The organism is Zavarzinia sp. (assembly GCF_049306435.1).
In the GTDB taxonomy this organism is placed as follows: Bacteria; Pseudomonadota; Alphaproteobacteria; order Zavarziniales; family Zavarziniaceae; genus Zavarzinia.
On the sequence record NZ_JBAQRT010000099.1, the window covers coordinates 1 to 13,328 of the forward strand.

The window sequence follows — 13,328 nt, forward strand, 5'->3', positions numbered from 1 at the left end:
CTGCAGAACGCCGCGCGCCGCGGCGATGGTGCGGCCGACCAGCGGCGCGACCAGCGCGTCGAAAGTGGCGCGGGTGACCGTGTGGCGGGTGGCGCGGCCGCTGATGTCGAGGTCGATCGTCGTCACATCCGCGTCGGTCAGGGCTTCCTTGGCCCTTCGCGCGGCGGCGAGCACGGGTTTCACGTCGCCGGCCTCGATACCGCCGCCCCGCTCCTCGATCAGATGTTCCGCGAGGGCGCGGTCGAAATCGTCGCCGCCCAGCGCCGCGTCACCGCCGGTGGCGAGGACCTGGAACACGCCCTTTTCCAGCTTCAGCAGGGAGACGTCGAAAGTTCCGCCGCCCAGATCGTAGATGGCATAGAGACCCTCCGCCGCCTGGTCGAGACCATAGGCGAGCGCGGCCGCCGTCGGCTCGTTCACGAGGCGCAGCACCTCGATCCCGGCGAGACGCGCGGCATCCCGCGTCGCGGTGCGCGCGGCATCGTCGAAATAGGCGGGAACGGTGATCACCGCCTGGTCGACGGTCTTACCCAGCACCATTTCGGCGCGCTGGCGCAGGGTGCGCAGGATCTCGCCCGATACCTCGACCGGCGAGACGATGCGGCCGCCGACATCGAGACGGACCATGCCGCCCTGCCCGTCGTCCCGGATCTTCTGCGCCAGATGCCCGCCGAGACTGGCGACATCGCCGGTGCCCCGGCCCATCAGGCGCTTCACGCTGGCGACCACCAGCTCCGGCTCGCGCTCGAGAATGCGGGTCGCGACCCGTCCCACCACCGGCTCGTCATCGCCTTCGAGATAGGCGACGACCGAGGGCACGATGCCGTCGCCCAGCGCATCGCGCAGAATTTCCGGCCGCCCGTTCACCGAAACGGCAACCAGTGAATTGGTGGTGCCGAGGTCGATGCCCACCGCCGCCCGGTCCGAATCCCCGGCGTGCGGCAGCGGGGTTTCCCCCGGTTCATAGATATCGAGAAGCATCAGGGCACCGCGATCCGGGGGGCGGCCTTGCGGCGCAGCTCCGACCCCAGTTTTGACAGATAGGACAGGCGCAGGGCCTGGTTCGTCGCGCCGGCCAGATCATGGCCGGCGAAGGCAAGGGCCAGTTCGCCCTCGACCGTGGCCAGTTCGGCGTCCAGTTTCGCCTTCAGCGCGGGCAGATCGGCGGGCGCCGTCTCTTCCAGCGCCTCTCGCCATTCCATCGCTTCCATGAGAAGCGCAGGGTCGGCGATGGTCTTGCCATCCTCGCCCGGCAGCGGCCGGCCTTCGATCTCGAGGAGGTAACGGGCGCGCGGCAGGGGCTCGCGCAGCGTCTCGTAAGCCTCGTTGATCAGGGTGGCGTGCTGAAGGGAGAAGGTCTTTTCCTTGGCGCCCCGTCCGGCGAAACGGTCCGGATGGAAGCGGCGCTGGGCGGCGAAATAGGCCCGCTCCAGCGCCTGGCCATCAATGGCGAAACCCCGCTCAAGGCCGAGGCGGGCGAAATGGTCGAGCTGGCCGGGCGGCTGCAGGCTCTTGCAGCCGCCGCAGATGGCGTCCTCGATCTGTCCCCCGCAGGAATTGCAGGAGACCGGTGCCGTGATCTCGATGCCCATCAAACGTGAAAGGACTCGCCGCAGCCGCAGCGGGCCTTCTCGTTCGGATTGATGAAGACGAAACCCGACTTCAGCTTGTCGGTCTCGAAATCCATCTTGGTGCCGATCAGGAACATCACCGCCTTGGGGTCGACCAGGACGGTCACGCCCTTGTCCTCGACCACCTCGTCGTATTTGCCCTTCTCGTCGGCATATTCGAGCGTGTACTGCATGCCCGAACAGCCGGCGGTACGGACACCGATGCGCACACCCGCGGAAGGCTTGCCGCGCTTGTTCAGCAATTCCTTCACCCGGGCTGCTGCCGGATCGGTCAGTTCCATGATCTGACGCGCGGGGGCCGCCATGATCCCTACTCCTTACGACTGGCCGTGCTTGGCCTTGTAATCGGCAATCGCCGCCTTGATCGCATCTTCGGCCAGGACCGAGCAATGAATCTTCACCGGCGGCAGCGCCAGATGCTGGGCGATGTCGGTGTTCTTGATGGTCGCCGCTTCGTCGAGGCTCTTGCCCTTCACCCATTCGGTGACGAGGCTGGACGAGGCGATGGCCGAGCCGCAACCGAAGGTCTTGAACTTGGCGTCCTCGATCAGGCCCTCGGGCGAGACCTTGATCTGCAGCTTCATCACGTCGCCGCAGGCCGGCGCGCCGACGAGGCCGGTGCCGACACTGTCGTCGCCCTTGTCGAAGGAGCCGACGTTGCGGGGATTCTCGTAATGGTCGACGAGCTTTTCGCTATAGGCCATGGCTGTAACTCCTTGATATCGCGCCGCTCAGTGGTCGGCCCATTGGATCGACTTGATGTCGATGCCGTCCTGGACCATTTCCCACAGCGGGCTCATTTCACGCAGCTTGGAGACGCGGGCGATGATCGTCTCCGCGGCATAGTCGATTTCGGCTTCCGTCGTGAACCGCCCGAAGCCGAAGCGGATCGAGGTATGCGCCAGCTCTTCCTCGACGCCGAGGGCACGCAGCACATAGGACGGTTCGAGCGAGGCCGAGGTGCAGGCGGAGCCGGACGAAACCGCCAGATCCTTGATGCCCATGATCAGGCTCTCGCCCTCGACATAGGCGAAGGACAGGTTGAGGTTGCCGGGGATGCGCTGGGTCTCGTCGCCGTTCAGGAAGACGTCCGGCAGCTTCGCCTTCACCTTGTCGTGGAAGCGATGCGCGAGGGCATCGAGGCGCACCGCCTCGGCCGCCATCTCCTCGCGGGCGATGCGGCAGGCCTCGCCGATACCAACGCAAAGCGCGGGCGACAGGGTGCCGGAGCGCATGCCCCGCTCCTGCCCGCCGCCGTTCATCTGGGCAACCAGGCGAACGCGCGGCTTGCGCCGGACATAGAGCGCGCCGATCCCCTTGGGGCCATAGATCTTGTGGCCGGAAATCGACATCAGGTCGATGCCCATGGCGTTGACGTCGAGCGGGATCTTGCCCGCCGCCTGGGCCGCGTCGGTGTGGAACAGCGCGCCCTTCTCATGGGCGATCTTCGCGATCTCGGCGATCGGCTGGATGACGCCGATCTCGTTGTTCACGGCCATCACCGAGACCAGCACGGTCTTGTCGTTGACGGCGGCGCGCAGTTCGTCGAGGTCGATGAGGCCGTTCGTCTTCACCGTCAGATAGGTGACCTTGAAGCCTTCCTGTTCGAGGTGGCGGCAGGTGTCGAGCACGCATTTATGCTCGGTCACCACGGTCACGATCTCGTTTCGGCGGTCCTTGTTGAACAGGGCGACGCCCTTGATCGCGAGGTTGTTCGATTCCGTCGCGCCCGAGGTGAAGATGATCTCGCGCGGGTCGGCGCCGATCAGCTTGGCGACCTGCTCGCGCGATGCCTCGACCGCCTCTTCCGCGTCCCAGCCATAGGAATGGCTGCGGCTGTGGGGATTGCCGAACTTGCCGGTGAAATAGGGCATCATCGCGTCGAGCACCCGGGGGTCGAGCGGCGTCGTCGCCTGGTAATCCAGATAGATCGGCAACTGGATGTTCGGACGGACCTCGCCGCCGATCTGATCGCTGTTCCCGTCAGCCATGATGCGTTTCCTTTTCACCGCGCGTGGCCCGCGCCTTCAGCGCCCGGCCCGCAAACTCCATGTAAGCACCGAGGAAGCGTTCGACATCGCCCGCTTCCGAATTCCAACCCAGACTGACGCGAATGGCGGATCGCGCCGTCTCCTCGTCCTCGCCCATGGCGATCAGCACCGGGCTCGGCCGCACCTTGCCCGAGGAACAGGCGGCGCCCGCGCCGATCGAGACCCCGGCGAGATCGAGCGCCATCACCTGGGTCTCGGCCTTGACGCCGGCAAGCCCGATGCAGCTCGTATTGTCGACGCGCGCCGCGCCGGTGCCGAAGACGCGCGTGCCCGGCACGGTTGCCAGGATTTCGCGCTCCAGATGATCGCGTAAGGGGCCGAGGTCCTGGCGCCGCTCCGCCCGCGCCGCCGCGCCGAAACCGGCGATCCCCGCCAGATTCTCGGTTCCCGGCCGCCGGCCGTATTCCTGGCCGCCGCCGAGGGACAGAGGCAGGAGTTCGATCCCCGCCCGCTTCACCAGGGCGCCGACCCCGGCCGGGCCGCCGATCTTGTGGGCGGACAGGCTCATCATGTCGACATCGAGGGCCGGGAGATCGACCAAAGTCTTGCCATAAGCCTGAACCGCGTCGGTATGCACCAGGGCGCCATGGCGCCGCGCGATCCGCGCGACCTCGGCCACCGGCTGCAGGACACCGGTCTCGTTGTTGGCCAGCATGACCGAGACCAGCGCCGGCCCCTGCCCTTCGCCCAGCAGGCGATCGAGGGCGGAAAGGTCGATCACGCCGTGACGATCGACCGGCAGCACGGTCACCGGCACGCCCGCGCCATTCGCCGCGGCCCGGACCGAGTCATGCTCGATCCCTGAAACCAGCAGGCGCGTGGCATGGCCGCCCCGAACGGCGCCGAGAAGGGCGAGATTGTTCGCCTCGGTCCCGCCGCTGGTGAAGATCACTTCCGAGCTTTCGGCGCCGCAGAGGGCGGCGACCGCCTCCCGCGCATCTTCGATCGTCCGGCGGGCGAGGCGCCCGGCGCGGTGAATCGAGGACGGATTGCCGCCGATGGCGAGGGCCGCGACCATGGCCTCGACCGCCGCGGGGCGGATCGGCGCCCCGGCGTTATGGTCGAGATAGGTCGCGACGCTGGTCATGTCCCGTCTCCTCAGGCCACGCGCCCGACCGCGTCGCGGCCGGTGCCCGGGATCCCCAGCACGCGCCGCGCGACGACATCGGCGAGCGAAACGCTGGAGAGATAAAGGTGGATCTGGTGGCTCAACTCTTCCCACAGGTCGTGGGTGGCGCAGCGGCTGCGGTTGCCCCGGCAGCCGACCGAGGTGCCGAGCTGGCAGCGCGTCGCCGTGATCGGCTCGTCGACCGCGAGGACGATATCGGCGATCCGGGTGTCCGCCGCGGCCCGGCCGAGGACATAGCCGCCGCCGGGGCCGCGCACGCTCTTCACGATGCCGCCGCGACGCAGCTTGCCGAACAGCTGTTCGAGATAGGACAGGGAGATTTCCTGACGCTCGGCGATATCGGCGAGGGAGACCGGCTTGCCGCCCTCGGTATGGGCGGCGAGATCGACCATGGCCATCACGGCATAGCGCCCGCGGGTGGAGAGTTTCATCGGCCTCGCCTCCTCAATGGTTGCCGGCGCTGGCGGGGCGCGGTCCGTCGACCACTTCCCCCCGCGCCTCGGCCGTGCCGCCGAGCCTGGCTTCCAGCTCCGCGACCCGGGCCGACAGGGCCTGGACCCGGGCAACCAGGCTTTCGATCTCTTCTTCCGTCGGATCGGGCATCCGGCCAGCGGTCGCGCCATAGGCGCAGAAGTCCGGCGCATGATCGACCAGCCGGGGCGTGCCGGCGGCCTTGGCCGGAATGCCGACCACCGTGGTGCCCGAAGCGACATCGCTGACGACGACCGCGTTGGCGCCGACACGGGCACCGGCCTCGACCGTGATCGGTCCCAGGATCTGGGCACCGGAGCCGACGATGACGCCATCGCGCAAGGTGGGATGGCGCTTCACGCCGACCTGCGCCCGGGAATTCACCGAGGGCAGCAGGCCGCCCAGGGTCACGTCGTGGTAAAGCGTGACATCGTCGCCGATTTCCGCCGTCTCGCCGATCACGACGCCAAGGCCGTGGTCGATGAACAGGCGCTTGCCGATGGTGGCGCCGGGATGGATTTCGATGCCGGTGAACAGGCGGGCGACATAGGACAGCCAGCGCGAGGTCAGACGCCAGTCCCGCAGCCACAGCCAGTGGGAAATCCGGTGCAGCGTGATCGCATGGAAACTCGGATACGACATCAGCACCTCGACCCGCGACCGGGCGGCCGGATCGCGGGCGATATAGCTGTCGATTTCGTCCTTCAGGCGCGCGAACATTCGGCATTCCTTGGGATCCGCGCGCCAGTTTGGCGCCGCGAGTCGAGTTTCCTTGCATCAGCGAAAGCCGGCCGTGTATAAACCCGGCCCGCCACGCATTTTGGCGAAGGGTGTGCAAATGCCCGACCGCCGAGGTCAGATTTAGGTTGTCCGACTGATCCAGTCAAGTATATGCGACGGCAAGGCGGCCATGCCCTGCGGGTCTGGCCTGCACGAAGCGCGAGCAGTTGACTCCATTGGTCGGGTATCATGTCAAGGGGACCGGAATGCCTGAGATCATTTTCAATGGCCCGGCCGGGCGACTTGAAGGCCGCTATCACCATGCCGGCACGGGGATGCCCATCGCCCTCGTCCTGCATCCGCATCCGCAGTTCGGCGGCACGATGAACAACAAGGTTGTCTACAACCTGTTTCATACGTTCGTGAACCGTGGCTTCTCGGTGATGCGCTTCAATTTCCGCGGTGTCGGACGCAGCCAGGGCAGCTTCGACAATGGCGCGGGCGAATTGTCCGATGCCGCCTCGGCGCTCGACTGGATGCAGAGCTATAACCCTTCCGCGGCGGAATGCTGGGTCGCGGGCTTTTCCTTCGGCGCCTGGATCGGCATGCAGCTGCTGATGCGCCGGCCGGAAATCAATGGCTTCATCTCGGTCGCGCCGCCCGCCAGCAAATATGACTTCACCTTCCTCGCCCCCTGCCCGTCGGACGGCCTGATCGTCCAGGGCACCGAAGACCAGGTGATCGCCGAACCCGAGGTCGCGAAACTCGCCACCCGCCTGTCGAACCAGCGCGGCATCAAGGTGAAATACGAGACCATCAAGGGCGCCGGCCACTTCTTCGAGGACCAGATGGAAGAGCTGAAGACCAGCGTCGGCTCCTATCTCGACATGCGGCTCGGCCGGAACAGCTGACCCCCGGTCAGTGGCCGGGGCACCCCCGTCGTCCCCGGCACGCTGAGCGGCAGCCCCTTCAGGCTGCGCACCGCGAGGAAGGCGAAGGCCTCGGCCTCCAGACTGTCGCCGCGCCAGCCCTCGGCCTCGACCGGCAAAACCGGTACGCCGAGGCGCTTTTCCAGCATCGCCATCAGGGTGGGATTCAGCCGCCCGCCGCCCGTGACCAGAAAACGCGAGACCGCCGAGGGAAACCGCGCCCGCGCCGCCGCGATGGTCTCGGCGGTGAAGGCGGTCAGCGTCGCCGCGCCATCGGCGGCGCACAGGCCGCGCACGGCCCCCAGGGTGAAATCGTCCCGGTCTATGGATTTCGGCGCCGGCAGGTCGAAATAGGGGTGGTCCATCATCGCCGCCAGCACATCGCCATGCACCCGGCCCCGGGCCGCCAATGCGCCGTCGCGGTCCACGGGAATGCCTGTGTGTTGCAGGGCCCAGTCGTCGATCAGGGCATTGCCGGGGCCGGTATCGAAGGCGACCGGCTCCTCGTCCCCCCGGATCCAGGTGACATTGCCGACCCCGCCGAGGTTGAGGATGGCGACCGCCCCCCTCGCCCCCCGGGCCAGCGCCTGATGATAGAGCGGCACGAGGGGCGCACCCTGCCCGCCGGCCTCGACATCGGCGAGACGCATCTGGCCGACCACGGGAAGCCCGAATTCATCGGCGAGTGCTTGCGCGTCGCCGATCTGCCAGGTCAGCCGCTCGGCCGGGCGATGCAGGATGGTCTGGCCGTGGAAGCCGATCAGTTCGATCGCCGTCTCCCCGGTCGTCTCCAGGAAATGCCGGATGGCGAGGCGGTGGGCCTCGGTGATGCGCTGTTCGGCCTCGGCGATGGCGGCCGGCACGGCATCGCCCCGCGCCCAGATCGCGGCCAGCCGGCTCGCTTCGCGGCAGGCGGCGCGGGTCGTCGGCAGATGGGGCACGGTCAGGGCCGGGCCGAAAGCAGTCACCCGCGAACCATCGGTCTCGATCACCGCGAGATCGATGCCGTCGAGGGAGGTTCCGCTCATCAGTCCGAGCGCCTTCATCATCGCGTCCACTCTATCGTCGTCCCGGCGCAGGCCGGGACCTTTTACAGGATAAGGCGCCTCGTCGTCGCGAGATCCCGGCCTGCGCCGGGATGACGACCATAAACAGTGGCCGTTTCGCGCGCGTCGGGCGATTCAACGGCCGCTGCCGATTGTCGTGCCGCCCGCCTTCATGCTACATCCCCCGCACCATGACGAGCGTGAAATCCGATTTCCTGCGGCTTCTGACGGAACGCCGCTACATCCACCAGTGCACCGACCTCGAAGGGCTCGACGCCCTTGCCGCGGAAAAGGCACCCTTTGCCGCCTATATCGGCTTCGACGCCACCGCGCCCTCGCTGCATGTCGGCTCCCTCGTCCAGATCATGATGCTGCGCCGGCTGCAGCAGGCGGGGCACAAGCCCATCGTCCTGATGGGCGGCGGCACCACGCGGATCGGCGATCCCTCGTTCCGTGACGAGTCGCGCCCGCTGCTCGACGATGCGCGGATCGACGCCAATCTCGCCGGCATCAAACGGGTATTCTCGAAGTTCCTCAGCTTCGGCGACGGGCCGACCGATGCCGTGATGGTCAACAACGACGACTGGCTGTCCGGCCTCAACTACATCGCCTTCCTGCGCGATTACGGCCGGCATTTCTCGGTCAACCGGATGCTGTCGCAGGACAGTGTGAAGATCCGCCTCGACCGCGAGCAGAACCTGTCGTTCCTCGAATTCAACTACATGATCCTGCAGGCCTATGACTTCGTCGAACTGGCGAAGTCCTACGGCGTCCGCCTCCAGATGGGCGGCTCGGATCAATGGGGCAACATCATCCAGGGCGTCGAGCTGGGCCGGAAATCCGCCGATCTCCAGCTCTATGGCCTGACCTCGCCGCTGATCACCACGGCGTCGGGCGCCAAGATGGGCAAGACGGCGAATGGCGCCGTCTGGCTGAACGAGGATGCCCGCAGCCCCTATGACTACTGGCAGTTCTGGCGCAACACGGAAGATACCGACGTCGGCCGTTTCCTGCGCCTGTTCACCGAATTGCCGGAAGGGGAGATCGCCCGCCTCGAGACGCTTCAGGGCGCCGAGTTGAACGACGCCAAGAAGATCCTGGCGACGGCGGCGACCAGCCTCGCCCATGGCCAGGACGCCGCCGTAGCCGCGGCCGAGACCGCGCGCAAGACCTTCGAGGAAGGCGCCGCCGCCGACACGCTGCCCAAGGTCGCGGTCGACAGCGCCTCGGTCGCCGCCGGCATCACTGTCTACGAATTGCTGGTCAAGGCCGGCATGGCCGCCTCGAACGGCGAAGCCCGCCGCCTGATCAAGGGCAATGGCGTTCGCCTCGACGATGTCGCCGTGACCGACGAATTCGCCAAGGTGACCTCGCTCGGCGCCACGGGTACGGTCAAGCTCTCGGCCGGCAAGAAACGCCACGCCCTGATCGTCACGGGCTGAGCCGGCGGCCATCCGGCGTCGGGACAGGGGGGATGCCATGGCGCAAGACGGCGAGAACAACCACCGGCCGGCCCAGATCGGCCTGACCGCCGTCATCGTCGCGGTGACGGAGGAAGATCCGCGCGTCCTCGTCGCCCGGCGCATGACCCATGATCTGGCGACTCCGGCCCAGCAGGGCCTGATTCCGCTGGCCTTCGATACGCCCGAGACCCTGCCCTTCGGTCCCTTCGAGCCGGAACATCACCGCACCCTCGAACTCGGCCTTCGGCAATGGGTGAGCGAACAGACCGGCATCGCCATGCGCTATGTCGAGCAGCTTTACACTTTCGCCAACCAGAACCGCGATCCGCGCGAGTTGACCGGCGGGCCGCGCGTCGTCTCGGTCGCCTATCTGGCCCTGACCCAGGAAACGCCGGTGGCCGGCACCGGCGAGGCGCAGTGGCGATCCTGGTATTTCTTCCTGCCCTGGGAAGACTGGCGCGAGGGGCGCCCCGCCCTGATCGACAAGGTGATCCGCCCGGCGCTCACCCGCTGGATCGACGCCGCGCCCGATGCCCGGACCGCGCGGACCCGGATGGAGCGGACGGCGATCGCCTTCGGCCCGGTCGCCGGCACCGGCCATTTCGACCTGCTGCGCTGCCTCGACCGCTATGAATTGCTTTATTCCGCCGGCCTGGTGAAGGAAGCGATCCGCGATGCCGCGATCACCGCCTCCGTCGCCGGGACCGAAAGCCCAACGGTGCCGGACGAGCAACGGGACGCGGCCAAGGCGCTGGGCAGCCCGATGGCGCTCGACAACCGCCGCATCCTCGCCTCCGCGCTCGGCCGCTTGCGCGGCAAGATCGACTATCGCCCGGTGGTCTTCGATCTGCTGCCGCCGGAATTCACCTTGCTGCGTCTGCAGAAGGTGGTCGAAGCCCTGTCGGGCATCGAGTTGCACAAGCAGAATTTCCGCCGCACCGTGATCGCCGGTGACCTCGTCGAGCCGACCGGCCAGATCGAAGCCTCCGGCCGGGGGCGCCCGGCGGAAACCTACCGCTTCCGCCGCGACGTCATGCAGGAGAAGCACGACGTCGGCATTCCCCTGCCCCTGCCCAAGATCGGCGGCTGACCCCCCCCCTCAGGCCCCGTCATGGAAGATGAGACCGAGCACCCGTCGCCGGCCGCCACGCAGTTTCGAGACACCGTGGCGCATCTGGGCGCGGTACCAGCCGCGGCTGCCGGCGCGCGGAAATTCCCGGACCGGAAAGATCACCATGTCGCCCCGGCCGAGCGGCACGATCTCGCAGCGCGACTGCTGGCGGGGCCGCGTCTCGACCAGGGTGAATTCGCCACCGGTGAAATCAACGCCCGGCGCATCGAGCAGGATCGCCGCCTGCAAGGGAAAATGGATGGAACCATAAAGGTCCTGATGCAGGCAGTTGTAATCTCCAGCATTATAGGACAGCAGCAAGGGCGTCGGCCGCGACTGCCCGGCATCGCGGCACAGCGCGAGCAATCCCTCGTGTTCCGCCGGCCAGCCGCCATCCTGGCCGAGGCGCCGGCCCCAGATATTGGCGATCGCGGCGAGACCGGGATAGAGCGACCGGCGCAGGTCCTCCACGAGACCAGGCAGCGGATAGGCGAAATAGCGATATTCGCCCCGGCCGAAGCCATGCCGCGCCATGACCACGGTCGAACGGAAACCGTCCGGCCGATCATAGAGCGCCGCCAGCACCGCGCATTGCCCGGCCGACAGGACGGCCGGCACGACCGCATGGCCCGCCTCGTCGATGGCGACGCGAACGGCGTCCCAATCGACACAAGGGTCCTCCGCCTGCCCGTCCTTCATGCCGAGATCAGCCATGTCGGCGCCTTCCTCCAGTCCCGATCCAGGCACCATGGCGGGCGATCAGGCCTTCGGTCTTGCGCGGGCTTGCGGCGCAATTCAGGGGCATGGGGCGAACGGGTGGGCGACAACAAAAACGGCACCGTCCATCCGGACGACACGCATCGCGTGAGGAGGTGATAGGATTTTCGGGTTGTCCGAGGCCAAGGCCTGACGGACACCGGACCCATAACGAATAAAGAGGGCCAATCATGTCCGCCGTCACCAGATATCCGATCGCAGCCGCCTTGATGGGGCTGTCGCTCTCCCTCGCCCCGGCCGCCGCCCGGGCCGAAGGCGGCGAGGACCTCGCCAGGGCCAAGGGCTGCTTCGCCTGCCATGCCGTCGAGACCGAAAGCGCCGCCCCCTCGTTCCGCGATATCGCACGGCGCTTCGGCGGCCTCGCCAATGCGAAGCTGATGCTCGTCCCCATCGTCCACACCGGCACCGACCGCCCGGCAGTCTATCACTGGGGCAGCGCCAACATGCCGCCGGAAGGCGCCCGCCGCCCCGTCACCAACGAAGAGGCCGAGGCGCTGATCGATTATATCCTCAGCGTGAAGTGACCTGCCGCCCGGGGCCGCGTGCCCCGGGCCTTCGCCCCCGTCGGCGCCCGCCCCGCCCGAAAGGACGAAGGGCTATTCGCGACATTTTCTTGACAGGCTTGATTATGCTCGATATGAGCATATGTAAGATATGCTCAAGTTGAGCATTATAATTCGGAAACGCGCACCCCTCCGTCGAGGATCGCCCCATGACCGTTATCCCGCAGGCCCCCCCGGCTGCCACCCTTCCCTTCACGCCCGACGTGGCGGCCGCGACGGCCGCGACCTGGGCCAAGGTCGAGCGCGTGTTGCCGGAAGACGAATGGCGCATCCACGCCCCCTTCATCGAGCGGATCAACCGCCTGAAGAAGCAGCGGAACGCGGTCATCCTCGCCCATAACTACATGTCGCCGGAAATCTTCCACGGCGTCGCCGATATCGTCGGCGACAGCCTCGCCCTCGCCAAGCGGGCCGAGGAAACCGACGCCGACGTGATCGTGATGGCCGGCGTGCACTTCATGGCGGAAACCGCCAAGCTGCTGAACCCGGACAAGATCGTCCTGATGCCCGACATGGAGGCCGGCTGCTCGCTGGCGGAATCGATCCGCCCCGAGGATATCCGCCTGCTGCGCGAAGCCTATCCCGACGCGCCGGTGGTCACCTATGTGAACACCTCGGCTGCGGTGAAGGCGGAAAGCGATATCTGCTGCACCTCGGGCAATGCGGTCGAGGTGGTCGAAAGCCTGGGGGCGGAGCGCGTGCTGTGCCTGCCCGACGAATATCTGGCCAATTGGGTGGCGACCCAGACCAAGGTGAAGATCCTCACCTGGAAGGGGCATTGCGAGGTGCACGAGCGCTTCACCCCCGACGAGATCCGCCGTTTCCGCCGGGCCTATGACGATCTCGTCGTCATCGCCCATCCGGAATGCCCGCCGGAGGTGATCGCCGCCGCCGATTTCGCCGGCTCGACCGCCAAGATGATCGACTATGTCCGCGACGAGAAGCCGGCGCGGGTGTTGATGATCACCGAATGCTCGATGTCGGACAATATCGCCGCCGCCTCGCCGACGACCGAATTCGTCCGGCCCTGCATCATGTGCCCGCACATGAAGCGGATCACCCTGCCGAAGATCCTGCACGCGCTCGAAACCCTCGAGCCGCGCGTGGAGGTCGATCCCGCCGTGGCCGTGAAGGCCCGCCGCGCGGTGGAGCGGATGATCGCGGTCGGTCGCCGCAAGTAATGTCGTTACGTCCGGGAGTGCCTGTCATGCGCCGGTTGGAAGCGGAAATCGTCATCGTCGGTTCGGGCCTCGCCGGTCTGTCGGCGGCCCTCGCCCTTGCCCCGCGCAAGGTGGTGCTGGTCACCAAGACGGAAGCCCTCGAAGGCGGGTCGAGCCTGCACGCCCAGGGCGGTATCGCCGCCGCCATCGGCGCCGGTGACCGCACCGCCGCCCATGCCGCCGACACGCTGGCGGCGGGCGACGGGTTGTGCGATCC

Annotated in this window: 16 protein-coding genes; 6 read left to right on the plus strand and 10 right to left on the minus strand. The window is 67.2% G+C overall.

The window, feature by feature from the left end:
* The 8 genes from WAZ62_RS05115 to cysE all read right to left on the minus strand — a co-directional run.
* The coding region (locus WAZ62_RS05115; protein WP_422642443.1) for an Hsp70 family protein at nucleotides 1-981 on the minus strand (981 nt) is incomplete at its 3' end.
* The gene (hscB, locus tag WAZ62_RS05120; protein ID WP_422642444.1) at nucleotides 981-1,592 is read right to left on the minus strand and encodes a Fe-S protein assembly co-chaperone HscB; all 612 of its coding nucleotides are present in this window, start codon (nucleotides 1,590-1,592) and stop codon (nucleotides 981-983) included. The genes WAZ62_RS05115 and hscB, both read right to left, overlap by 1 nt.
* Nucleotides 1,592-1,936, minus strand: coding sequence for a HesB/IscA family protein (locus WAZ62_RS05125; protein WP_422642445.1), 345 nt, complete (start codon nucleotides 1,934-1,936; stop codon nucleotides 1,592-1,594). The genes hscB and WAZ62_RS05125 overlap by 1 nt, the downstream gene beginning before the upstream one ends.
* Nucleotides 1,937-1,948: 12 nt before the next feature.
* Complete coding sequence (gene iscU, locus WAZ62_RS05130; RefSeq protein WP_109902127.1) at nucleotides 1,949-2,335, minus strand: Fe-S cluster assembly scaffold IscU; 387 nt, start codon at nucleotides 2,333-2,335, stop codon at nucleotides 1,949-1,951.
* Between the two features lie 27 nt (nucleotides 2,336-2,362).
* The gene (locus WAZ62_RS05135; RefSeq protein ID WP_422642457.1) at nucleotides 2,363-3,574 is read right to left on the minus strand and encodes an IscS subfamily cysteine desulfurase; all 1,212 of its coding nucleotides are present in this window, start codon (nucleotides 3,572-3,574) and stop codon (nucleotides 2,363-2,365) included.
* A gap of 40 nt (nucleotides 3,575-3,614) precedes the next feature.
* Nucleotides 3,615-4,769 carry a cysteine desulfurase family protein gene (locus tag WAZ62_RS05140; RefSeq protein ID WP_422642446.1) on the minus strand — a complete coding sequence of 385 codons (1,155 nt, stop codon included), beginning with the start codon at nucleotides 4,767-4,769 and terminating at the stop codon, nucleotides 3,615-3,617.
* 11 nt (nucleotides 4,770-4,780) lie between these two features.
* Nucleotides 4,781-5,242, minus strand: a complete 462-nt coding sequence (locus WAZ62_RS05145; protein ID WP_422642447.1) for an Rrf2 family transcriptional regulator — start codon at nucleotides 5,240-5,242, stop codon at nucleotides 4,781-4,783.
* Nucleotides 5,243-5,255: 13 nt separating this feature from the next.
* Complete coding sequence (gene cysE, locus WAZ62_RS05150) at nucleotides 5,256-6,002, minus strand: serine O-acetyltransferase (protein ID WP_422642448.1); 747 nt, start codon at nucleotides 6,000-6,002, stop codon at nucleotides 5,256-5,258.
* A gap of 266 nt (nucleotides 6,003-6,268) precedes the next feature.
* On the opposite strand from cysE, the gene WAZ62_RS05155 reads away from it, so the two are divergent.
* Entirely contained in the window at nucleotides 6,269-6,913 is a 645-nt protein-coding gene (locus WAZ62_RS05155; protein ID WP_422642449.1) for an alpha/beta hydrolase, read from the plus strand.
* On the opposite strand, the gene WAZ62_RS05160 is transcribed toward WAZ62_RS05155, so the two are convergent.
* Nucleotides 6,880-7,959 carry an anhydro-N-acetylmuramic acid kinase gene (locus WAZ62_RS05160; protein ID WP_422642450.1) on the minus strand — a complete coding sequence of 360 codons (1,080 nt, stop codon included), beginning with the start codon at nucleotides 7,957-7,959 and terminating at the stop codon, nucleotides 6,880-6,882. The genes WAZ62_RS05155 and WAZ62_RS05160 overlap by 34 nt on opposite strands.
* 209 nt (nucleotides 7,960-8,168) lie before the next feature.
* Between WAZ62_RS05160 and tyrS the strand changes: the two genes are divergently transcribed.
* Both tyrS and WAZ62_RS05170 read left to right on the plus strand, forming a co-directional pair.
* Entirely contained in the window at nucleotides 8,169-9,419 is a 1,251-nt protein-coding gene (tyrS, locus tag WAZ62_RS05165; RefSeq protein WP_422642451.1) for a tyrosine--tRNA ligase, read from the plus strand.
* A 37-nt stretch (nucleotides 9,420-9,456) separates the two neighbouring features.
* Nucleotides 9,457-10,530 (plus strand): NUDIX hydrolase, encoded by a 1,074-nt coding sequence (locus WAZ62_RS05170; RefSeq protein ID WP_422642452.1) that lies wholly within the window; start codon nucleotides 9,457-9,459, stop codon nucleotides 10,528-10,530.
* Between the two features lie 9 nt (nucleotides 10,531-10,539).
* On the opposite strand, the gene WAZ62_RS05175 is transcribed toward WAZ62_RS05170, so the two are convergent.
* Nucleotides 10,540-11,265: a 2OG-Fe(II) oxygenase gene (locus WAZ62_RS05175; RefSeq protein WP_422642453.1), complete on the minus strand. Its 726-nt coding sequence runs from the start codon at nucleotides 11,263-11,265 to the stop codon at nucleotides 10,540-10,542.
* Between the two features lie 233 nt (nucleotides 11,266-11,498).
* Between WAZ62_RS05175 and WAZ62_RS05180 the strand changes: the two genes are divergently transcribed.
* From WAZ62_RS05180 to WAZ62_RS05190, 3 genes are all read left to right on the plus strand, one after another.
* The gene (locus WAZ62_RS05180; protein ID WP_422642454.1) at nucleotides 11,499-11,852 is read left to right on the plus strand and encodes a c-type cytochrome; all 354 of its coding nucleotides are present in this window, start codon (nucleotides 11,499-11,501) and stop codon (nucleotides 11,850-11,852) included.
* A 188-nt stretch (nucleotides 11,853-12,040) separates the two neighbouring features.
* Entirely contained in the window at nucleotides 12,041-13,072 is a 1,032-nt protein-coding gene (gene nadA / locus WAZ62_RS05185; RefSeq protein ID WP_422642455.1) for a quinolinate synthase NadA, read from the plus strand.
* A gap of 26 nt (nucleotides 13,073-13,098) precedes the next feature.
* Nucleotides 13,099-13,328: FAD-dependent oxidoreductase (locus WAZ62_RS05190; RefSeq protein WP_422642456.1), on the plus strand; the 230-nt coding region annotated here is incomplete at its 3' end.